Raw genomic sequence first — 22722 nt, 5'->3', positions numbered from 1 at the left:
CTGTGTATGGCAAAGTGAGGCGTACCTCACGTAATTGCATCTCAACGGTTTGTGCATGGTTATTCGTGGGATGGTTTGCAAGAAACATTCCGCTGTTGACTAAGATAATTAATGCTAGTGATTTTCCGAAGTGAAAATCGGTAGTAATTAATTATACACATTGTTGTAGTTAGTGCTTTATTTTATTCATTTACTTAATTTCAATATTCTGAATGCTCCTTGTATGACTAAAGTAAATACGATCGTACCAATAACCAAATCAGGTTTGCTCGAATTCAACCAATTCACGAAAAGCCCCGCGATTATTACACCTAAATTAATTATCACGTCATTAGAGGTGAAAATCATACTCGCTTTCATATGTGCCTCTTCTTTACTCTTGGACTTTTGCAAAATGTAAAGACAAATTCCGTTTGCGATAAGTGCAAAAATCGAAACGACAATCATTGTGAAAAAATCGGGAAGTTTTTCATCTCCAAAAAACCTCCTTAACACTTCTACAAATCCAATAATTGCAAGTGTTATTTGAAAATATCCTGCAAGTTTTGCAATCCGTTTTTTCTTTATTACTGTTCCGCCAACTGCAAACAAACTAATTCCATATACAAAACTGTCTGCGAGCATATCTAAACTGTCGGCAACCAATCCCATAGATTTTGAAATTATTCCAGTCGTCATTTCGATTATGAAAAACGCGAAATTTATGGCAAGTACAGACCAAAGTAGTTTTTTCTGATTTTTATTTTCTTTAAATGCTGTTTGGTCGGTTTGTTCAGTTGAGATTTTCTTTCCGCCTAAATTTAGTTCGATAACGGATTTTTCGATTTGGTCAATTTCTCCGCTGTGAAAAACGGTCAATTTTCGATTCGGAATATCAAAGTTCAAATTCGCAATACTCGAAATTCCGTCCAATTTCATTCGGATTAGATTTTCCTCTGAAGGACAGTCCATTTGGGTAATTTCAAATATTGTCTTATTCACTTGGATTGTTGGTTTTCCAGCATTACTTACAACCTCCATGGCGCATGGCGAAGTGAGGCGCGCCTATAGGGAACCATAAATCGCGTCTTATTCTCCATTCCTGTTGTTGGCAGTAGTTTTTTATTTCAATTCCTTTTGATAAAGATTATTTATAGAAAGAGGTAATTCTTTTATTCCAACTTTTTCAAATCCTTGTTTTTCATAATAGTAGCAAAGTTTTGAGTTTTTAGAATCGGCATCAAGTCTTAAATATTTATAACCTTTATTTTTTGCATCATTTTTAATCTGTTCAAGTATGATTTTCCCTATTCCTTTATTTTCATTGTTGTCTTTAACAACCAATGAATGAATATAAAGAGATTTTTCCTTTTGTTTACCCCAATACAACAAATCTTCCTTCAAAATCCTAACCATTCCGATAGTGGTAGAATCAGTGTTTTTTATAAAATAAAATTCTTTATTTTTTATTCCTTCTTGTATCCATTCAATCTTTTCTTTAGGTGGGTTTTTCCAATATTGCCAATGGTCAATATTCATTTTTTCGATTTTTAAAGCTGCTTCTTTAAACAAGTCTAAAACTATTTTCTTTTCGGTAATTTCTATTTGAGAAAATTGAATGTTCATCAATGCTGTTTTCTTATTCAGTGTTATTTACTGTCAACGTCAAGTGTGTATAGCGAAGTGAGTCGCGCCTCATTGTGAGCCATAAATCAGGTCTTATTTGCTATACGCATTGCTGCTAGTAGTTTTTTATCTAATGGGTTCAAATTTCTTAAATGTTTCTCCGTCGTATGTATAAGCCCCATCATTATCAGTTCCGAGCCAAATAATTCCATTATTGTCTTGAAATATTGAAATTAGTAAAACATCTTCTTTCCCGTTGTTTATTTCGTAATTTGATATTGATTGACCATCATAGTTCCAGACTCCGCCACCATACGTTGTCATCCATAAGTTTCCTTCTTTGTCGGTTAATCCCGAATTAAAGTAGAGTATCTTATCTTCCACAATATCCTCGGGTAAATCGACAGCTTTCAGCTTTTCATAACCTGTAGTTAAGCTTGGGTTGATTTTATATTTGCTGTAAAAATTACTTAACCAAAAATACCCATCTTTGTCTTGAATCATAGAACGCACACCCGGTACTCGTCCGTCAGAAAGAGTTGAAAGTTCTTTCTCGCTAAACCATAAAAAAGAGTTGCCATTATAACGAAAAGCACCAGCAGTTTCCGTTCCGAACCAAATATTACCATCTTTATCTTTGTTAACCCCGAAAACATCATAAGGACTATTTTTGTTTCCTTCAAATTGAACATCTTCTGTTTCTATTCCGAAGGCTTTTTTAAGATCTTTTCTTGGTAATTTTAATTCAAAAAGTGAAGTTCCATCAAAACGATATAAGTCATTGGCGTTATATCCAAACCATAAGTCATATGGTTCAAGATTCCACTGATTTTTAGTTGTTTTTACAACCTTCAATGTTGTAAATGTTTTTCCATTAAATTGACTAATTCCATCTGGTGTTTCAATGTAAATATTACCTTTTTGATCCTCTTGTATTCCTCGAATCGTGTTGTCAATCAGTCCATCTTTTGAGGTAATTAGTCTTAAAATTTTTCCATCAAAATGGTAAAGCCCTTTTCCATTGCTACCGAACCAATAATTATTGCTTGTATCTTGAAATACAACCCAAATGCTGTCGTCGAGTTTAAGAACCGTTTTTCCAATTTCTAACGATTTGGTTTCTATTGTTTTTGATTCAGTTTTTTCCTGTCCTTTGCACGATAAGAAGGTGCCGGAAATTATAATTAATAGAAATATTTTTATTTGACTAATATTCATTTTTTTTCAATGGGGACACGGTTTTTCAAATTACCAGAAACGTCCACTGTGTAGGGCGAAGTGAGGCGCGACTCACTGTTAGCAATAAATAGTGTCTTATACGCTATATTTTGTTGTGCATTCGTTTTTTGTAGGTCTAATTAATTACGCAGTAATCTTCCATGTAATGCCAAATTTGTCAATGCAATTACCATAATAAGACCCCCAGAATGTCGTATGCATTGGCAATGTTTTTTGTCCACCTTCGGAGAGTTCGTTAAATAGCCTGTCAGCTTCATCTTTACCGTCTGTGTGGATGATAAGACCAAAGTTGCTATATCCTTTTGATTCTTCATATCCTTCTGTATAGTCAGCCCCATTCAAACTTGTTTCTGCACTAATATCCAAAGTAACATGCATAATTTTTTCTAAGTCCATTTCTTGGAAAATGTGTCTGTCCTTTTTTGGAACATCTTTATAGCGCCCAATGTATGAAATCTCTTTGCGAAAAACTCTTTCATAAAAGTTGAATGCTTTTTCACAATTACCATTAAAATAAATGTATGGATTCATCCTTGTCATAGAGCTTATTTTAGATTATTATTTTCTTTTTTAGATAAGAAATTTGACCGCATGGAATTATTATACAATTTTCATTTGATCTTCCTTGATTAAAATTAAGTTTAAGCCATAAAGACATTTGAGAGTTGCTTGTACCTGCGTAATTGTTTAGATTATTACATTCTGTATAGTTGGATATTTCACTTTGAAAAAACAGCTCATTTGGAAGGGGTGAAGGTACAGATTGATTTGGTTTGTATTGGATTCCAACCGCTATTAAAATGTTTTCATTGGGTTGAAGAATCTTATCCAATTGATAAGGATCACTTAATTTTTTTTCCAGGTATTTCCGTAATTCAATTTGCATACTGTCTATTAGAATTTGGTTTTTGGTAGTTAATGTTATTCCATCTAGAGCAAATACTTCTGGAAGGATAAGTACTTTATTGTTATTACTTCCCTTCAGGCTACTATATTCTTCAGAGAAGTCAAGCTGAATACGGATTGGAACAGAATCGGTATTTGTAACCGTAATTGGGATATATCGTATAATGTAATCTGTCCCTTTCGAATCAGTATAGCTTGTTCCGCGATTAGTTCCATTTTCAATCTTTAGTTCGTATTTGAATTTCAATTGTTGGGTATTCGAATTCTCATTTTTTGGTTTAAGCTGAGTACAGGACCAAACAATCACGATAGCTAATATTCCAACGATCGTATTTAATTTCATGTGCTCTTTTTTTTATTACCGTTAACGGTTTGTATATGATTAGTTGCTTTAAGCAATAAGATAGTAAAAAGGGGAGAAGCAATGGGGGTTTCGGAAGAAATTCTTGAGTAAACATTAGAGCCTTCCAAGCAATTAATTATGCACGTTGTTATGCTTTCGTTATTTTTTCATTCATTTTCTAACTTCTCAATCATTCGTGCTGCTCTTCCATTATTTGGATTAAGTTCCAATGATTTTTTATAACTCACTAGGGCTTCTTTTTTCTTGCCAATTTTCATTAAACCTTCGGCGTAACTGTGATGCGGATTGTATTTATTTGGAAAAGTTTCTGTAGCCAATTTGAAAATTTTTAGAGCCTCATTGAAATTGTCGGTTTTAAGAAAATGATAACCAGAAAGAATGAGTTCATCTTCGGAAACGAAATATTCCCTATTGTTACTATTGGCTTTGTAAAATGCAATTCCATCGTCAATTCCTTCTTTCTCAATAATTCTATCCATAAATAGTGCAATTGGTTTCAATGGGAAGTCGTAGGTTTTGTCATTTAAAATTGCTAAAATAGTTTTGATGATTCCATATAAAGATGAATTGCTGCTGTTACAAAATAGTATTATGCAAGAATTCGTTTTCGGAATACGAACAATTGATGTTCGATAGCCAGAAATGCTACCGCTATGACCGATCGTTTCTATTTTATTAGAAGTGTTTCCGATACGCATCTTCTTCAATTCCCAACCATAACCGTAATGACCATCGCCATCTAGATTGTGTTTGGTTAAAATCATATCCATATATTTTTTAGGCAATAAACTTTCATCGGTTAAAGCCTTATTCCACAACAACATATCATCCACCGTCGAATACAATCCGCCTGCAGAATATGCAGAAGATTCATCGGATTTGTCGACGTCGAAATAATCTGGATACCACGTTGTGTAACCTGAAGACATTTTTTTGATGATTGGCGCATGTTTGTAAAACCCACTATTTTCCATTTTTAGCGGATTAAGAATCTTTTCTTTTAAAACCTTTTGATAGGGTTTTCCTGTAACTGTTTCAATGATGAAACCTAATAAAGTGTATCCTGAATTACTGTAATCGAAGTTTGTACCTGGAACAAAATTAAGCTGTTCATTGGCAAATTGGTTGATCAAATCTTCTGGGCGATTTACTTTTTTATCGCTTTTTGCATTCGGAATTCCAGAGGTATGCGTTAATAGTTGATGAATGTTTATTTTATTGGCGTTATCCTTAGGGTAATTGGGTAAATACGTAGAAATTGGCTTTTGTAAATCTAATGTACCTTCATTAACCAATTGCATAATTAGCATTGCTGTGAACGATTTTGTTAGTGAAGCAATTTGAAATTTGGTGTCAGTTTCATTGGGTATATCCCATTCCATATTGGCAAAACCGAATCCTTTTGTATATAAAGTATCTCCATGGTGCGATATGGCAACGGCTCCATTGAAACGATCATAATCAGAGTACAAACTGATGATTTTATCAATTTGATCAATCTTGCTATTTACGCCTTTGTCAGTATTTGAATTGGATTGACCAGAACAAGAACTTACCAAAAACAGTAAGCAAATTTTATGTAATAATTTCATATTCTTTGTTTTACTAAACCTACTTGTTTTTTTCCAACTTGTAACTTTTGATTTGTAAAAAAAATGTCAATTAACTGTAAAATTGTGGTTTGGTTTTAATGAAGGCTAACGTCCACAGCGTATGGCCGGGCCTAACCGTGAGTCATAAATCGAGTCTTATGTGCTATACACTTAGTTGTGTGCAGTTTCTTGTGGAGTTCACGCTTATGAACCAAATATACGAGTAAAGTTGAAGATGTGATTTAACGGTATCGTATAAGAATAGTAGCGGATTTTTATGCACTTACCATTCCGCTTGACGCTGTTGTTTGATTTATATATTTCACTTTTGTTTTAGCGATTAAACCGCTATTATTTTTATACAATGTTAGGCACAGTTTATTCCTCCCTAATTAGTTTCTTTAGTTTATTCAATTGGTAATCTTCTTTCCAAAAAATTTGTTCTAAATTCCTTTCTATTTTAATGTCTGGCTCTGTTCCAATTCCATCTAAAATCTGACCATTTTTTTGAAAAGAAACCATAGTACTTATTTTCCCACGTAATTTAGAGTTAGGCAATTCAAATCTTTCACTATTTCCGCTTGAACCATCTGTGTTTACTCCAACTAATTTTATGTTTGGTAATCCTTTGAAAACTGAAGCGAAAACTGAAGCCGCACTAAAACTTTTTTCATTTGCCAATATATAAATTGGCTTATCATAATGGTATTTGTCTTTAGTGAGTTTTTTGCCATTTAACATAAAGTAATGAAACAAACTATATTTATTATCATCTAAATTATACATTGGAACAAAAGTGGACATAAATTTATCGACTAAACTTTGTTCTTTGTAATCCAACTCGTTTTTTGAAAATAAGAATCGATTGTGTAAATCATCTTTAAGGTCTTCGTTTAAAGGAAGTTTTCCTCTTTGCCGTGTTGCATTTACAATATAAGTAGAATCGGGATGGACAAAATAACCTGCTAATTCTTTAATTAAATGTCGTGTTCCACCACCATTTCCTCTTACATCGATTATTAATGACACACTTGATTTTGCCTTATTCATAAATTCATTTATAGTCTGAAAAAATACTGAAGCATCTTCTTGGTCAACCATACTTGGGATTCTCAAATAAGCAATATCATCTTCATCAATATGGAATAGATTTTTGATTAATTCAGGTTTATTAAGGTCTTTTCTTCTTGGATTATTTACACGAGCAAATTTTTCATCCCAAGTGATATATGTACTTCTCTTATTTTCAAGTGGAATTTTAACAATAGTATCTGTTTTCCCATTTGTAAACGTAAACTTGAAGTTTTCTGGAATTGTTTTTCTCATTATGGCGTAGTTGTATGCCATATATTTTAATTGTTTTACACTTCTTGTCCGTAATGCAATTTCAGGTGCGTTGATGTCTTCTGGAATAATCTTTTTTAGAAAGTCATCTATTTGAATAGTATTTATTGCTTTTAGAAATGGAAATTTTTGATAAAGCAAATTATATTCTTTTTTCGACTTGTTGTAATTTAAGGCAACAACTTTGTCATTGAGTGGTGCAACCACAAATGGAAGAAATAAATTATTTGGCAAGTCATAACCTCTGATGTAAGAATGTCTGTCGCCAAATTTACCGATAGTTTTAGTTAAGAATATTCCGAAATCGGATTTTGATATTTTATTGCCATCTATTTGTTCTAAATATTTGTGAAAATCTTTACGATAATCAAATCCGTTTAATCCTTGATATGAAGATTGGTTTTGTATAAAATCGTCTAAAAATTTTAAATCATTTTCAATTTCACTTCTTGTTAGATATTCTGTTTCATTTTGCGCCTTGCAAGTAAGCGTGAAGATTGATAATAAAATGATTATATAGATTCTCATTGACGTTTTTTTAATTGTGCCCTAACGGTCTCGTATAACCGTCAGTTACGGGTTAATGTGCGTTAATTTTCGGTTTAGCACAAGCTTTAGCAATTCTGAGTGGATTCGGACGTAGTCGAATTCGCCGTAATTGCGGTTATACATTGTTGTGCTTAGTTTTTATTTTCAAAATCGTCATCCTTTTTTAAGTGTTTTTTTCTTAAACTTTCTGCGTATTGAATAAAATAACCGTCAAAAAATTGTTTATTCGGACTTTCTAAAAGTGCTCCAAAGCCAGGGGTTAGTAACATTCCATCAACTAATGATTTTCTAGATTCCCAATTTTTTTTACTCAACATTTTGTTTTCGTTCTGTAAAAATAGATTCTCAACGTGCCTAATTTCCGCAGCAAACAAGTGAAAACCATGATTATGTTCTTCTTCGGTTAAGGCATCTGGATTCACTCGGAAAGTTGAAATTATTCTTGATGATTCTTTTGAAGAACCTAAACTCAGAAGTATATGAATATCTAGGGCCGCAATCTCATGAAAAGTTGAGGCTTGTGTTGCTTTAGTATTACTCCTTATTTGTAACCCAACAAAAATCAATGAAATGATAACAGCAAGGGCTGATATGATTTCAGCAATCAAAGCATATTCTTCAAGTATTTCTTTCATAATTATCTTCTTTAATTCTATTATTAAAAGTTCAAATCATTAATTTGCTTGTGGCGATTTTTTTCATTTTCAGAAGTAGGCGAAAACAAGCAATTACTTATAGCCATTGTTGTGCTTTCGTTATTTTTTATAATTCAAGTTCATTTAGACGATTAGCTATTAATTCCAGTATTATGTCCATTTCTTTATTCAATGGCTCGTAAAAGGCCCGATTAGTGACATTTGAGCTAGACTGATATAAAACGATCTGGTTTAAAAAAGGTAAAGAGTTAAGCATTGATTTAATGCCCGTATTTTCAAAAGAGGTATTTACATATGACTTTCTGATTCCTATATCTGCATAAACCCTTTCCATATTTCCTTCATTTATCATTTTTTTAATAGCCATCAGTCGGTAATCGAGAACTTCTTTTTCTTGTTGTTTAATTTCATCAATCTTGCTTTGTAATCCCGCCAAGTTATGTTTTAACTCGTTGTTTTGGATAAGTTTTAATTGACCAGAGCTTATGATTTCTGTAAGAACGCCAGTTTCAGGCTCAAAATTTATTTCTGTACCAAAGGTGTCACTAGCATAATTAGCTAATGACAGCTCTGTAATAGTGTCTTTTGATGAATTACTAAAAGACTGCATCATCTTTTCTGCACCTGAAATATTTTCATTATTTAGCTCGATAACTTCTTGAATTTTAGTTTTGTTTTTTGAAAATTCTTTCTGAAGCGCTATAAGGTTTTGTTTCTCTGTATTTCTATCTTGTTGTGTAAGATTCCAATTATTAATCTGTAAAGCAATAAGAATTCCGATAACGACTAGCACAATCTCACCAATTGCATAAATCAGATACTTACTGAATTTATTTTCAGAGAGTAATTTTTGTCTAATTTTTCTAAAGAATTTTATCATTGGTTAGCGGTTTCTGATAATGAAGCCCAACGGGTTTGTATAACGCCAGTAAGTTTCATCCGGCATTGATAAATGTAGTAAAAAAGCGCAAAACAAGCTCTTTGCCATGAGAAGCAAAGTGCTTGGCTCTTCCGTTGACAGAAATAGTGCGCGAACCGAACCGCAAACTTGCTGAGCGCTCTATTTTCTAGAATTTTTATTGACTGTCCAAAACTTATTGGCGTTATACGTTGTTGTACTGCGTTTTTAGTTGTTGGACAATGATTTCGGCATATCCAGTTTCGCTTGTCCTACCTCTATGATATAGCCGTCAGGATCTTTAATATAGCTACGCCATTCTGCACCCATATCTTGTGGTGGGGTTAGGAACTTAGCACCCCTTTTTTGCCATTCTTCATAACATTCTTTAATATCCGCCACGCGGATGTTAAGAAAACTGCGAAAAGTACGCGATTCTGGTGTAGGAGCTTCTAGAGAATAGTCTGGTTTATCTACTGTAGGCCCCCCACCTTCATTCAATATTAACCATGTGTTTGCAAGTTTTACAAATGATGGATGTCCTTCATGTAGTACTTTACCACCAAAAACCTGAGCATAATAGTTAGCGGATTTAATTGCATCTTTTACTGTTAAGAATTGGGTTACGACAAAGCCTTCTTTTGGCATTGGAAATTCTGATAAGTCCATACTTAATTGAAAGTTATGATTTTTATTAGACTATTGTGTCTCATTTTATTGAAACCCACTTGGTTTTTGAAATAAACGTTTTCTTTAATGCAGTACAACGGTTTCGTATATGATTTGCAGCGGTCTGGCGGCTGTGTGATTCGGCAAGAGGGTCGCGTGGGCGAGCCGGAAGCGTTTTGGACCCTGAGGTTCTCGAAGGGACCAAAAGGCGTGCGAATCAGAAGCTATGGCAGAGCCGCATGTTCGGTTAATTCCGAAAGACTAAGTTATATAAAATAGGGGAGACTTGGATTCAGCTTGAGTGAGCTATAAATTATATGCGTTGTCACCTACAGTTTTTATCCTGCCATAAGAGGCAATCCTCTTTTAAATTCGATATCAGTTAAATCGGTTAATTCTTTTTCGATTATACTTTTCAATTCAGCCGACACATAAATAAGTCCGTTTAATATTCCATAAATTTTAAGACCAATTGATTCCGTTTTATAGTAATCTTTAAATTCTATTTGGTTTCTCATTTTCAATTCGGAATAGTTTGTCCATTCTTCATCGGTTGCACGTCTGAAAATGACTATTGGATTCAATTCAATTTGGTCAAAAACATATTTTTTGAGAACTTCAGCTATTTCATTGTCAATTAATGAATATCCAAATCCGTCAAGAATGTTTCTGAAAGTTCCAAATTCAGATATTTGGTATCTACCGTCTTTTAATTTTATTAAACTAACCTCTTTTATAAATTCGACACTACTTCCATCTTCAAAATCATCACTATCACAAGTAGTTCCTTTGTTACAAAGCCAGTAATTCAAATCTTGCGTCATTTTTTTTCAAATTGTAGGTAACGGTCTCGGCTATGAGTAGTTGCGTGGGTTAGCACTTAACCTTGCAAGTACACCAAACTGAAAATCCGCGAGGATTTTCAGAAGTAGGCGAAAACCAGCAATTACTTATAGCCATTGTTGTAGGTAGTTATTTTATCAATTCCAATATAAATTTTTGAGGAAATTCTTCTTTATTTTTCAATGCCTTTTTTAAACTTTCAACAAATTTTTCAGAATTAGAAAGTCTAATATGTTCGTCCCATTTACCTGATACCAATTCAGCTATACTTAGTTTCGTGGCAACTGTGTCAGAGTGGTTATCACCCATTGCAACAACAAATGGCTTTTGTTTATTATTGATGTTAAATCCTAATATATATGGACGTAAATAATTCTCAGAAACTTTTCTGTTGCCGCGTCCTAATTCAAAATATTCTTTCCCTAATATTCCTCCTATTTGTCTTGTGTTCTTTAATTCTTTTTTAGTTTCCACATTTTCAAATAAACAACCACTAATGTCTTTGTCAATAATTAATTTTTTTACTTTTTCCGTGATTAATATACGAGAAGGGCTTTCTTTTATTCTAAATATAGGTGGAAGATTTATATCAGAAATGTTTAACACTAATTTTCTAATATAACCCGGGATATTTGGATTCAATTCACCAGGTTCATAAATTGAGTTTTCATAATCGAAACAATCAATTCTATCCAATAGCATTATTGCTTTGTAATTATCAACGTATTTGACTTCATTTATTAGTGAGCCCGAACTATCAAATTTACTTTCTAAAAATTTGTCGTCGAGCATTATAGCAGGAATTTCTTTTAGATTTATATCTCCAATTGATTTTATTAACTTAATTAGTCTATCACTCATTATGGGTATACGTAAATCGTTAAGAGGAAAATCAGTTTTAGTAATGATATTAAGATTTGATCTGAAATAAATTTTTTTGGGTAATCTTTCAGTATGTTTTTTATTTAAAAAGATAGAGGAAGCTATATTGCTATGCTCGAATGGAATGTGATATGCATCTTTTTCAGAATCATTTGACCGATTGTAATCGTATATTAATTGGTATATTTTCATCTAGTTAATTACCTACAACGGGTTTGTATAACAATCCGTTGCGGATTGTTTAATAGGAAAGTTAGTTAAAAATCTTGGATTTGAGCTTTGCAAGGATTTTCCACTGAGGAAAATCCGCCGCAATGGTTGTTATACGTTGTTGGCTGTAGTTGCTATTAATTTTGTTGCAGCTTTTTTAGTTTCTTCAATGTTTCTTCGCTTCCCAAATTGATTGCTTTTTTAAAGTTAATAATAGCCTCTTCTTTATTTCCTATTGCTAAGTGTCCGTCTCCTAGAGAATCCCAAACATTAGCTTCATTTTCAAATAGTCTTGTATTAAACTTGAATAGTTTAATGGCCCATTCCGAATTGTTTTCGGATCTCATTGTTATATAACCTAATCTATTTAGCACCTCAGAAGTGCCAAAATCAGCACTATATTTATCTATTATTAATCTCAGTAGTTTATCAGAATCGTTAATATTATGCTGTTCTATAAAGCTCATTACAAAGAAGTATGGGTTTTTTTCAATTTCTTTGGGTACATAGGAGTCATTTGTTAATGCCTGTTCTATTTCGTAAGCGACATTTTCTATCTTCGGACTGCTTGAATTACTAGAGTAGATGATAAAATAATCCTTTGCCATATTCCAAATGATCGTATGAGTGAAAGCTCCATTTCCTCCATTATGGTAAATTATTTTGTCAGCAGTGTTATAAATACCCCAGCCATAACCATAGTAATGATTGATTTCAAGGGTGTATGGTTGAATCCATTTTTCTGTCAGTTCTTGGGGTAATATTTTATTAGAATTTATTGCCTTCTTCCACAGAAGAAGATCATTTGAAGTGGAATTAATTCCTCCATTACCTTTTAGATTCCAGCTCACTTGTCCATCTTCCTTATAGCGTTCTATCGTTGTTCCTTGATCTAGTATATTTCTATTATAGCCGTTGGCCAGGTTTTCAGCATTCCATTCCGGCAAGAGATAACCTGTTTGGTTCATTCCTGAAGGTTTAAATAAAAACTCTTGCAAGAAATTTTCATAATTCATTTTCGAGGTTATTTCAATTATTCTAGCCAAGATGCTATATCCTAAGTTAGAATAATTGAATTTAGTTCCAGGTTCTTGAAATAACTTACTATTAAATACATTGCGAAAAAAATCTTGTGTTGAAATCAGCTCAAAATCACCGTCTAAAGATTCTTGAAATCCACCTGTATGTGTTAGTAGTTGATGAATTGTGATATTTTTTTTGTCATCAGGTAAATTATTAAAGAAAGTATGTAAAGAATCAGTAACTTTTAACTTATGTAGTTCGGCAAGTTTTAATATTGCAGCTCCAGTGAATTGTTTTGTATTCGATCCAATATCGAATATGGTGTTTGGTGTATTTGAAATATTCTTGACTTTATCTGCCTTACCATAACCTTTGTTCAATATTACCTCTCCATTTCTCTCGATGAGAACTGCTCCATTAAACCCGTTTGAGACACCTTTATTTAGGTAGGCATCAATTTTTTTAGCAAGGATGGAATGATTTTCCTGAGCTACAATTTCGAAAGTGTTAATACAAAGAAAAAGAGCAATTGTAGCAAACTTAAGAGTGTTATTCATAATTGAAAAAGTATAGTTTTCAGGTAAGACGACAATTATCTTTACCAGGTTACACTTTCGCAATTACAGCCAACGGTCTCGTGTATGATTTCGTTGCGTGTTTAAGCACTAAAGTTAATAAATAATCACGGATAGAAAATTGTAGCGAAATTTTCGTAAGTAAGCCTTAACTAGCAATGAATTATACACAATGTTGTACACAGTATTTATTTCCTAAACCAATGACATAGATACTTTTTCATTCGTTTTTAGCTTTGCTTTTTTGTAATTCACCTGCTCAATTTTCGTATTTCTGAACCTATACTTACAAGCTATAAAGTCGTTCAAAAGTTTTCTTCTAAAATGTTTCTTCTTCAATGTAATGGAACACTCTTTTATTTGTTGGCTTTAGCGTTGGTGTAAAAGTGTGTGGAATGGCAATAGCAAGCAAAGTGTTGATTTTATTGATGTTTCTAAATTTATTGAAGTTTTTTCATCCGTTTCTGTCTGTTCGATTGTCTAAAGAGTATAAACCAAAAAATTATATTCAAGATGAAAAACAAAATGAAACAAATCCAAATGCAAGATTATGGCTCTCCAGATGTTTTAAAATTGGTTGAAACCGAAATCCCAACCCCAAACGCTGGGGAAGTTTTAGTTAAGGTCAAGGCAATTGGTGTCAATTATTCCGACATACTTCGTAGAAAGAACACTTATTTTCAAGAAACGCCGTTGCCATTTGTTTTAGGCACGGAAGCTGTTGGCGAAATAGTCAGAGTAGGCGAAGGTGTAACTATTCCTTACGCTGTCGGCACAACGGTATTGGCAATTTTACCACAGGCAAGTGGATATTCCGAATACGTTACTGCTATTGCCCAATACTGTGTTCCCTTACCACCAGAAATGAATCCAGAAAAAGCTACTGCAATTTTCGTTCAAGGAACTACAGCCCAATTAATGATATCGCAAGTCGCCAATGATTTAGAAGGAAAAACTGTTCTTGTAAACGCATCAGCAGGTGGTGTTGGCTCAATTTTGGTACAACTAGCAAAGTTGAACGGTGCTAAAGTAATAGGCGCAAGTAGTTCTGATGCAAAGCTGGAAATCTCTAAAAAATTGGGTGCTGATTTTATAGTCAATTATTCCAAATCTGAATGGTCAAATGAAGTCAAAAAGTTTACAGAAGGCAAAGGTGTCGATATTGTTTTTGAAATGGTCGGTGGCGAAGTGTATAATCAAAGTTTAAAAAGCTTGAGTCAAGGCGGTCAGATTATTGTCTTTGGTTGTGCAAGTGGTATTCAAGGAACTATTCATCCTGAATTTTTTGTCGATGAGAACATCACACAATCAGGTTTCAATTTGGCATATTTTATTAATAATAGGATGGAACTCTGGCAGAAAGCATTGGAAACTGTAATTGGACTTTTAATGCAAGATAAATTGAAGGTAGAAATTGCGCATAAATATGCTTTGGAAGATGCAGCTGAAGCTCACGAAGCTATCGAAAATAGAAAAACCATAGGAAAGGTAATATTAACTACAAATAACTAAAAAACGATGAAACGAATAATCTTAATTTGCACATTAGCAATCTTTAGCGTAGCGTGTGCGCAGAATTCAAAAAGTGAAGATAAAAAGGCCTTAGAAAATCTAAAAGGCACTTATGTTGACCAACAGGGTGTCGATTGGGGACAAGGAACATTTGGCAAGCGTGAATTTACCTTTGAGAATGGTAAATGGTCACTAAAGTTTACGCTGGCTTTTGACCCACAAATGAAAAGTCAAATTTTTATTTTTAGAACAGTTGGAACGTATTCTGTTTTGGATAAATCTAAATTCGTTAACGATGCATATAATGCACTATTCATTGAGGATAAAAAATTCGTTACCTTAAAAACCAATATTCCAGATGTAATTCAAGGTTTTGGCTTTTCAAGTTGTGATTTGACCAAAGACGTGGAAAAGGATATTTCCCAAAGTGGTTGTTCACTATGGAAATCAGTAGCAGAATGCTCGGAAGACCACGATTTATTGAAATTGGATGCCGATGGAAAATTGTATTTTGGTGTTAGACCACCAGATAATGATATGTGTAGCGAGGATAAAAGACCTAAATCATTAACACCAGCAGTTGTTAAAATTTAATAATATTAGAAGATGAAAAAATCTAATGAAGATTTGTTATTGGATGCGTTGAATGGAAACATCAACGCATTTCAATCTCTGTTTGCGGAATTCCAATCGCAACTCAAATCATATCTATATCGTTTATTAGCAAATAGAAATGATGCAGAAGATATTACCCACGATACTTTTATAAAGGCTTACGATAAACTGAAAACTTTTAAAGGTGAAGCATCATTAAAAACTTGGGTTTTTCAAATAGCTACAAGCATTGCTTATAATTATTTGAAACGTAGAAAAAGATGGGTTCCAGATGTTTCTGAACAAGCAAAGAATTTGGTTCAGAGTAATGCTGATTTAGCGGGCAGAATTGTAAAAGTGGCACAGACTTCCGAGTATGGGAAATATGAAATCAAAGAACATATTGATACTTGTTTTACCTGCATTTCCAAAAATTTGCAAATTGAAAATCAAATAGCCTTGATACTTAAAGATATTTATGATTTTTCGGTAAACGATATTTGTTTGATAATCGAAAAAAGCGAAGGAACTGTCAAGTATCTTTTACAAAATGCACGAGGTTCAATGACCGATATTTTTGATAATCGTTGTGCATTGGTCAATAAAAATGGTGCTTGTAACCAATGTTCAGAACTGAACGGTTGGTTCAATCCAAAACAAGACCAACAAGAAGCAATTTCAAAATTGCAATTGGTCAAAAAGTCCAAAAAGTATAATCGAGAAGAATTATATAAATTGAGAACCAATTTGGTCAAAGCTATCGACCCATTAAAATCTGATGGTTTTGAATTACAGGATATTTTATTAAGATGTAATCAGATGGCTATGGGCGAAATTCAAGTTGAATAAAAGTCAAGATGTAGTAAGTGTATAAAATTTTGTGGTTGGCAGATGAGTTGGGCAAAATTTTATACTCTTACGGGAAGTTAATCCAAAATTTTCTGAAAACTTTTATTGCAGAATGTTTCTTAAAAGGGTTCAATTCCAAAATGTTTATTGTTCAGATTGCGGTTTTTTTGAATATTGTGTACAACGGTCTCGGCTATGATTTCGGCTTGGGAAATCCGATAGGATTTTTCAAGTAAGAAATCGAACTGATTTAAAGTTAGGAATTTTGTTTTTGGTTTAGGGGTAAAGCTGAATTATAGCCATTGTTAGGGTACGTTTTTTAACTGATACACCTGTCCGTCAGATTTTTTATAACCAACCAGTCCATTTATATTCGACCAATACACCTTTGTAATCTCTGCTTGTTTTGAGTCCGTCAAAATTGTGTCGATTACCTCTTCTTTTGAATTTTTAACCTTAATTTCTCCAAAGAAGTCGCGAAACTCAATCCATTTTGTGTATTTCGGTCCGTCTGGGTCAAATTGCATATCTACATTTATAATTGATTGGTTTTGGTCGGAATTCTCTCTTTTCTCATCGTCCCATTTTGAGGTGCTCGATTTCCATTTGTTTTTTGGTAAGTGTTCAATTCTAACATCAGCTATTTTATAGTCCTGAACCATGAAGGAGTGACAAACTTCGTATGAGTCAGTTCCTGAAATTTTTATTGTGTCCAAGTCCGCTTGGTTACTTTCAAAGTAAATTATCTGTCCCTTTTCATAGCTATTAAAATCTACAACCAAATTTTTATCCATTTCAAAACCACAATCATGACAAGAAATGAATTGAGCTGAAAATAAGAGAAGTAGAATTTGTTTAGTCATTTTTGAAATGTACCCTAACGGTTTCGGCTATAACACGTTGCGCTTGTGAAGGTTTTGCCGAGCGTTGGCTTTTCCGCGGTAAGCAAAACCGGAAACGCAGCGTCCAGCTTGTTGTTTTGTTAAATGTAAGGAAAACTCCCGAAACATATCCACTCAGACGCAATGTGTTATGAGCCGTTGTTGTGCTTAGTTATTTTTTCACGATCCTGAATGAAACCCTTCGGTTCTTATTTCTTCCCCCATCGGTTTCATTCGTTGATATTGGATTTGTGTCTCCGTATCCATTAGCTGAAATTCTGCTCTTTTCTAAACCCAAGAATATAAAATAGTCAGCAACTGATTTGGCTCGTTTTTCTGAGAGCTTTTGATTAAATTCAATGGTTCCAACGTTATCTGTATGACCTGCTATTGATATTTCAGTATCAAGGTTTTGTTTTAGAAATTTGTAGAGAGAATTTATTTCAAGTTTTGCACTTGCAGATAATTTAGTACTGTTAAAGTTGAAAACCACGTTCTTAAACGTATGATTTTTGTTAAGTGTAATTTCTTTTAATTCGAGCTCTTTAGTTGGTTCCTCATTTAATTTGTTAGATTTCTTCACCAGTGTTTTTGGTAAATCAGTCCTTTCTATACTCACAAGGTCTATATAATAGTAAGACATATTATACCTGTTCATATTTGATACAAGTATTTTATCCGTTTTTGAATTTTTAATAAAATTCCCAATTGTCAAAAATTGTTCGTTACCATTAGCAATAAAATCTTTTGAGATTAATGTCCAATCGCTATCATTGTCATAAAATCTGTTATTTTCTATCTTGTGAAATGAAAAGTCTTTAATGTCCTGTTTCATTAATTGTCTTTCTGATAACTCCCTCCAAATTGTTGTCTTCAATTCATTTTCGGTTAGCATAAAGTCAATATTTTTTATGGCAAAATCAGATTTTTCTGCAAGACTTATATAAAATGATATTCTGTATTTTTTATCCTTTTCTAATTTTTTAGATAATTTGACCTGAACATATTCACGATAGTTTTCATCTGAATGTAAATAAAAACCAGCGTAATTTTTTCCAGCTTTTGGCTTTTGCATTCCATTATAATTATATGGAATGCCAACAGTTCCTTTCTCGCATGAATTAAATAAGTCAGTTGTTCCGAACGTTGGTGTAGACCAATTGGTAACATTGTGACTAAAATTACTAATCAATTCGGTACATCTTTTGGTATTCTCAAAGCTTGGATTTAGTACTAAATTTTGAGAAAAAGCCTGAATTGAAAATATTGGAATGAAAATTTTAATGTAGGTCACAATTTTCTTCATAATTAATCACAACGGTTGGGCTATGGTTTCGTTGTGGAATTGTCCGCGAGGACCATTCCACGAGAACCAAGCGATGATTTAAAGATAGGAATTTTCGGTTAGAAAATTCCGCCACAATGAATTATAGCCGTTGTTGTAAATAGTTTTTTTTATTCAGTAATAGTTACTTTAAATTGGCCGTTAGTAAAACTAAGTAAATTAACATTATTTTCAGGATTACTCCATTTTTGAATAAGTGATATTTGGAAATTTCCCTTTAATATATTTTGTTCTAAATTGTGTTCTGTGATAGTAATTTGAGAAGAAGTATTTTCACCTAGTGTATATAAACTGGTAATTACATCTCCACTAACAGTTGTATAAAAATTAGCTTGACTTCCCGATAAATTATAGACACCTTCTCCGTTATATTTAATTTTGAAAAAAACAACTTGTTCATTACCGGACCCTAATAGTGTTAATGTGTCATTTACATTATTAACATTAATTTCAGGAATTCCATTCCAGTTCTTCTCGTTTATTTCCGCTGAGATAAAGTCGGGTTCGAGTTGATCATCATTATTACAGGAAATGATTCCAAGTGTCAGGAGCAATAGGAAAATCAAACTTGAATAAAATTTTTTCATGATTCGACTAGTTTAATAAAGAAGATGAATTTTTTCAAAAAAAGTTGCGTCAAAAATTATTTACAACGTTTAGTATAACAAGCGTAGCCTGCCGATAGGCGGCTATGATTTGTTATACCTTGTTGTAGCCAGTTATCATTTGTTTTGTTCACCAATTCTTTCAACTTTTTTCAACCATTTTTTACGCCATTCTTCCTTTGATAATCTTAATGGTCCAATTGAGGTTATTTTCACAGACTTTACCCCAATAAAATTCATCGTCAACTTTTTCATTGCACTATGAGAAGGGCTTCTGTTTATCAGTCTGTAATACCACGTTGGTTGATCCATTGTACAAATCAATCGTGAAGTTTTTCCTTTAAAGTACTTATCCCACCAGACCGAGCCTTCTCTTTTTTTAAATGCAAAACCTGGAAGAAGAACTCTGTCCAAAAACCCTTTCATAATTGCGGGAACCGAACCCCACCAAACAGGATAAACCCAGACAATGTGGTCTGCCCATTTCAAGTTTTCTTGGGCTTTCAATAAATCGGGTTCAAGTTCAGTTCGCTTTCTATATCCAAACTGAAGATTAGGGTTAAAATCGAGTTCACATATATTAATCTCTCTAATTTCAGCACCTGACTTTTCAGCTCCGTTTTTATAAGCATCAGAAAGTCCGTAGTTGAAACTCTCTTTGTCAGGGTGTCCATTTATGATTAAAATTTTCATTTTATTCATTCTTAATTCTTTGGTTTTAATACCCAACGCCAGAATTTAACCCATATACTCCATTCCGTTTTCAAATTGGATTGGGTCAATTGGTTCTCTATTTTATCAAAAGCATCTTCAAGCAATGCATCGTGAAGCCATCTGATAACCAATAACCAACTTATTGTTCCTATTCCTGAGGTTGTCATTTCAATCGTGTGCTTGACTTCGCTTATTTCGTTATCTAATTCAATTATTTCAAATTTATGAGTTCCATTAAATCCAGTTGGCTTTTGAAATTTGAATTCAATATGACTTTTAGGGTCGAAATTCACAATCTGGTATCGTATTGGGCCGTGACCGCCATTTGAACCAATAACAAGTCCATTTTTGAATTTCATTCGTGGCCAATTCTCAATAGGCCAAATCATATCATTTTTTGTTGAAAGCGTGGTAAAAAGTCCAAGAATATTTTGTGCAGGTTTTCTAATTTTTCGTTTATGAATATTTAGCACTTTCATTTTGTCTAATTGGCTACAACGGTCTCGTATAACCGTCAGTTACGGGTTAATATGCGTTAATTTTCGCTTCAGCACAGACGTTAGCAATTCCGAGTGGATTCGGACGTAGTCGAATCCGCCGTAATTGCGGTTATACATTGTTAGGCAATGTTATTTTCCATTTCCAATCAGTTCCTTTTTCAATCAGATACTCATTGTCAACGATTTCAAATATTCTGCCTTTTTCAAATTCGTTTTCTTCTGCTTTCAATTCCATTAAGTCAGTTCGTTTCGGGTCATAAAGTCCGTAAATTAGATAGTTGTATCTACCCATTACTAAACTAATTCCGTAATTCGGTCCGCCCATTATTCTTTCAGAATGTTGATTGTCCTGTCCATCATCTTCCCACCAACAAACTTTGCAGATATCGTAGTTTCCACGTTCTCCAATTGTTCTATATCCGCAACAAGGACAAGATTCGAGTTTAATCGGTTCTCCAATAATCTTGTCAATATTCAGTTTTTCACACAGGAATTCATTTGTCACAGATTCAAGTCGATATCTTAACCAAATCATTAGTACTTGGTCATACTTTTCCAATTCAGGATTTTCAATCTCTTCTCCAAGCTCAAATTCATTCCTAACAGATTTTGGCAAGGAATTCCAACCTTTCGAATCGCTCCAATCTTCTAAAGTCATAACTTCTAATTGTTCAGCTCTTTCTTTTTGAGAAAGCTGTTTTAGTTTGAATTTCGAATATTGCTCTATTGCTTGTTGTCTTTCCAAGTGTTGTTTTTAATGTTGCCTAACGGTTTGTGTATGATTAGTTGCGGTAAATGGCGTAAGTCATTTTCCGCTTTTGGCTAAGATAATTAATGCGTGTGATTTTCCGAAGTGAAAATCCGCAGCAATTAATTATACACATTGTTACCCACTGGCTTATTTTCGTTCAGTTTGGTTTTCAACACTGGCTTTTTAGCAACATGTTTCTTTCTGTTGTATAGAAGGACATTTTACTGAACCAAAACTGCAATATACACAACAATCGCCTTCGTTTGGCCGTAACATTTTTTTACAATTCTCACATTCGTAAAAGAATTGACAAGACTCCGTTGGCATTTCCTCTACTTTTTTATATCCGCAGTTTGGACAAGTGATTTCTGACTTTAATTGGACTTCCATTATTTGTCTTTTTTGTCGGTTACTTTATAACCTGTGGAGTTAATTGCTTTTTCGATTTCAGTTTCATTTGTTTTGGTCTTGTCAAATTCAATGATTGCATTTCCATTTTCGTAGGACGCTTTTAAGTTAACGATTCCGATGAGTTTATTGACTTCGTGATTTACGTGTTCTTCACAACTCGCACAAGTCATTCCGCTTATTTTAAATTCAGTCGTTTTAATGTCCGATTTGTCAACTATGATTATTTGCTTTTCTGTATTTGGGTAAAATATTCCTGAATAGTATGGAAAAGCCAACATTACAATTGCAAATACAGTTACGATTCCTAAAAACTTTTTTGATTGAATAAATTTTGGTTTTTCGTCCGTCTCACATTCGCAGTCAATTTCTTTTTGAGGTTTTAGTTTTTGATACCAAGCAAAACCAAGAACTAAAATTGTCAGTCCGATTAAATAAGGTCTAAAAGGTTCAATCCAAGAAAATGCAGAAGCAATTCCGCTTGTTCCTGCGATTAGAGCTAAAACCGGAGTTATACAGCATAAAGAGGCTGTAAATGCTGTCAGTAAAGCTGCTCCGATGAATTTGCTTTCACTTCTCATACTGTTTCTAAAATTTTGTTTTTATCAAGTATTTCAAAAAATGGTTTTAATAGGATTTCATATTCAATTGTAAGTGAGTAAAAAATTGTTTGTGCTTCTCTATCGGTCTTTAAAAGATTTCGGTCTTTCATTTTCCTTAAATGTTGAGAAATAGCAGAAATATTCATTCCAAGAATATCACTTAAATCACAAACGCAGAGTCTTTTTTCCTCGAAGATTAGGTAGAGGATTTTAAGTCGAACGCTATTTCCGACCAATGAAAGTCCATTCGCTAGATAATCGAAGGATTCGTTTAATTTCGAAACGGTGTCTTTGCAACGAATTATTTGTTCAATATCGGCTTTTTGTCTTATGCAAGAATTATTTTCCATAAAACAAAATTACAATTATTTATTATTTAAGCAAATACTTAAATATATATTTTTCAAACATTAGATTTGTATGTCTAAAAAAAACGAAAGTGCTAAAATGTGAGGTTGATTTTAAGCTTGTGGGTAACGTGTTTGTGTATGGTTTCGTTGCGTGAGACCTAAGATAGCAAAAAGACGACAACCCTTTGTTTAGCAGCGAGGATTTTCCGAAAGGAAAATCAGACGCAATGAACTATACACGTTGTTGGCACTACGT

Annotated in this window: 25 protein-coding genes; 3 read left to right on the top strand and 22 right to left on the bottom strand. The window is 33.3% G+C overall.

Translation table 11 applies throughout. The features are described 5' to 3' along the window. Nucleotides 1-186 precede the first annotated feature (186 nt). The 13 genes from GWK10_RS10100 to GWK10_RS10040 all read right to left on the bottom strand — a co-directional run bounded on the left by GWK10_RS10100 (nucleotide 187) and on the right by GWK10_RS10040 (nucleotide 13337). Nucleotides 187-981 (bottom strand): cation transporter, encoded by a 795-nt coding sequence (locus GWK10_RS10100; RefSeq protein WP_317164681.1) that lies wholly within the window; start codon nucleotides 979-981, stop codon nucleotides 187-189. Between the two features lie 120 nt (nucleotides 982-1101). Beyond that, on the bottom strand, nucleotides 1102-1605 hold the full coding sequence (locus GWK10_RS10095; RefSeq protein ID WP_164032204.1) for a GNAT family N-acetyltransferase: 504 nt from the start codon (nucleotides 1603-1605) through the stop codon (nucleotides 1102-1104). A 126-nt stretch (nucleotides 1606-1731) separates the two neighbouring features. Beyond that, nucleotides 1732-2823, bottom strand: coding sequence for a ligand-binding sensor domain-containing protein (locus tag GWK10_RS10090; RefSeq protein ID WP_164032622.1), 1092 nt, complete (start codon nucleotides 2821-2823; stop codon nucleotides 1732-1734). A gap of 144 nt (nucleotides 2824-2967) precedes the next feature. Next, nucleotides 2968-3384, bottom strand: coding sequence for a VOC family protein (locus GWK10_RS10085; RefSeq protein ID WP_164032202.1), 417 nt, complete (start codon nucleotides 3382-3384; stop codon nucleotides 2968-2970). Nucleotides 3385-3394: 10 nt separating this feature from the next. Continuing rightward, a complete protein-coding gene (locus tag GWK10_RS10080) occupies nucleotides 3395-4093 on the bottom strand; it encodes a hypothetical protein (RefSeq protein ID WP_164032200.1) in 699 nt (232 codons plus the stop codon). A 167-nt stretch (nucleotides 4094-4260) separates the two neighbouring features. Beyond that, a complete protein-coding gene (locus GWK10_RS10075; RefSeq protein ID WP_164032198.1) occupies nucleotides 4261-5706 on the bottom strand; it encodes a serine hydrolase in 1446 nt (481 codons plus the stop codon). 378 nt (nucleotides 5707-6084) lie between these two features. Further along, a complete protein-coding gene (locus GWK10_RS10070) occupies nucleotides 6085-7578 on the bottom strand; it encodes a S41 family peptidase (RefSeq protein ID WP_164032196.1) in 1494 nt (497 codons plus the stop codon). Between the two features lie 152 nt (nucleotides 7579-7730). Further along, nucleotides 7731-8234: a hypothetical protein gene (locus GWK10_RS10065; protein ID WP_164032194.1), complete on the bottom strand. Its 504-nt coding sequence runs from the start codon at nucleotides 8232-8234 to the stop codon at nucleotides 7731-7733. Between the two features lie 127 nt (nucleotides 8235-8361). Continuing rightward, on the bottom strand, nucleotides 8362-9135 hold the full coding sequence (locus tag GWK10_RS10060) for a DUF6090 family protein (protein WP_164031931.1): 774 nt from the start codon (nucleotides 9133-9135) through the stop codon (nucleotides 8362-8364). 246 nt (nucleotides 9136-9381) lie between these two features. Continuing rightward, the gene (locus GWK10_RS10055; protein WP_164032192.1) at nucleotides 9382-9822 is read right to left on the bottom strand and encodes a VOC family protein; all 441 of its coding nucleotides are present in this window, start codon (nucleotides 9820-9822) and stop codon (nucleotides 9382-9384) included. A gap of 338 nt (nucleotides 9823-10160) precedes the next feature. After that, complete coding sequence (locus GWK10_RS10050; RefSeq protein ID WP_164032190.1) at nucleotides 10161-10646, bottom strand: hypothetical protein; 486 nt, start codon at nucleotides 10644-10646, stop codon at nucleotides 10161-10163. A 148-nt stretch (nucleotides 10647-10794) separates the two neighbouring features. Continuing rightward, nucleotides 10795-11739, bottom strand: a complete 945-nt coding sequence (locus GWK10_RS10045) for a hypothetical protein (protein ID WP_164032187.1) — start codon at nucleotides 11737-11739, stop codon at nucleotides 10795-10797. Between the two features lie 155 nt (nucleotides 11740-11894). Further along, nucleotides 11895-13337 carry a serine hydrolase domain-containing protein gene (locus GWK10_RS10040; RefSeq protein WP_164032185.1) on the bottom strand — a complete coding sequence of 481 codons (1443 nt, stop codon included), beginning with the start codon at nucleotides 13335-13337 and terminating at the stop codon, nucleotides 11895-11897. A 543-nt stretch (nucleotides 13338-13880) separates the two neighbouring features. Here GWK10_RS10040 and GWK10_RS10035 point away from each other — a divergent pair. From GWK10_RS10035 to GWK10_RS10025, 3 genes are read left to right on the top strand one after another with little or no spacing between them, the layout of a single operon-like run. Beyond that, a complete protein-coding gene (locus GWK10_RS10035) occupies nucleotides 13881-14867 on the top strand; it encodes a quinone oxidoreductase family protein (protein ID WP_164032183.1) in 987 nt (328 codons plus the stop codon). Nucleotides 14868-14873: 6 nt separating this feature from the next. Next, on the top strand, nucleotides 14874-15461 hold the full coding sequence (locus GWK10_RS10030) for a hypothetical protein (RefSeq protein ID WP_164032181.1): 588 nt from the start codon (nucleotides 14874-14876) through the stop codon (nucleotides 15459-15461). 12 nt (nucleotides 15462-15473) lie between these two features. Further along, on the top strand, nucleotides 15474-16310 hold the full coding sequence (locus GWK10_RS10025) for an RNA polymerase sigma factor (RefSeq protein ID WP_164032178.1): 837 nt from the start codon (nucleotides 15474-15476) through the stop codon (nucleotides 16308-16310). Between the two features lie 305 nt (nucleotides 16311-16615). Here GWK10_RS10025 and GWK10_RS10020 read toward each other — a convergent pair whose 3' ends face one another. The 9 genes from GWK10_RS10020 to GWK10_RS09980 all read right to left on the bottom strand — a co-directional run bounded on the left by GWK10_RS10020 (nucleotide 16616) and on the right by GWK10_RS09980 (nucleotide 22466). Next, nucleotides 16616-17173, bottom strand: coding sequence for a hypothetical protein (locus GWK10_RS10020; RefSeq protein ID WP_164032176.1), 558 nt, complete (start codon nucleotides 17171-17173; stop codon nucleotides 16616-16618). Between the two features lie 190 nt (nucleotides 17174-17363). Next, on the bottom strand, nucleotides 17364-18497 hold the full coding sequence (locus tag GWK10_RS10015; protein WP_164032174.1) for an OmpA family protein: 1134 nt from the start codon (nucleotides 18495-18497) through the stop codon (nucleotides 17364-17366). A 149-nt stretch (nucleotides 18498-18646) separates the two neighbouring features. Continuing rightward, complete coding sequence (locus tag GWK10_RS10010; protein ID WP_164032172.1) at nucleotides 18647-19123, bottom strand: DUF6252 family protein; 477 nt, start codon at nucleotides 19121-19123, stop codon at nucleotides 18647-18649. A gap of 135 nt (nucleotides 19124-19258) precedes the next feature. Further along, nucleotides 19259-19843 carry an NAD(P)H-dependent oxidoreductase gene (locus GWK10_RS10005; protein WP_164032170.1) on the bottom strand — a complete coding sequence of 195 codons (585 nt, stop codon included), beginning with the start codon at nucleotides 19841-19843 and terminating at the stop codon, nucleotides 19259-19261. Nucleotides 19844-19845: 2 nt separating this feature from the next. Continuing rightward, nucleotides 19846-20334 carry a hypothetical protein gene (locus GWK10_RS10000; protein WP_164032168.1) on the bottom strand — a complete coding sequence of 163 codons (489 nt, stop codon included), beginning with the start codon at nucleotides 20332-20334 and terminating at the stop codon, nucleotides 19846-19848. A 130-nt stretch (nucleotides 20335-20464) separates the two neighbouring features. Beyond that, nucleotides 20465-21100 (bottom strand): CPCC family cysteine-rich protein, encoded by a 636-nt coding sequence (locus GWK10_RS09995; RefSeq protein ID WP_204263116.1) that lies wholly within the window; start codon nucleotides 21098-21100, stop codon nucleotides 20465-20467. A 189-nt stretch (nucleotides 21101-21289) separates the two neighbouring features. Then, nucleotides 21290-21496, bottom strand: a complete 207-nt coding sequence (locus tag GWK10_RS18465) for a GDCCVxC domain-containing (seleno)protein (RefSeq protein ID WP_164032166.1) — start codon at nucleotides 21494-21496, stop codon at nucleotides 21290-21292. After that, nucleotides 21496-22095, bottom strand: a complete 600-nt coding sequence (merTP, locus tag GWK10_RS09985) for a mercuric transport protein MerTP (RefSeq protein ID WP_164032164.1) — start codon at nucleotides 22093-22095, stop codon at nucleotides 21496-21498. Before merTP ends, GWK10_RS18465 begins: the two co-directional genes overlap by 1 nt. Continuing rightward, a complete protein-coding gene (locus tag GWK10_RS09980) occupies nucleotides 22092-22466 on the bottom strand; it encodes an ArsR/SmtB family transcription factor (RefSeq protein ID WP_164032162.1) in 375 nt (124 codons plus the stop codon). Before GWK10_RS09980 ends, merTP begins: the two co-directional genes overlap by 4 nt. Nucleotides 22467-22722: the final 256 nt, after the last annotated feature.

This window comes from Spongiivirga citrea, from assembly GCF_010671565.1.
GTDB classification, from domain to species: domain Bacteria; phylum Bacteroidota; class Bacteroidia; order Flavobacteriales; family Flavobacteriaceae; genus Spongiivirga; species Spongiivirga citrea.
The sequence above is the reverse complement of the archived record's forward strand: the minus strand, read 5'-3'. Positions and strand labels throughout refer to the sequence as shown.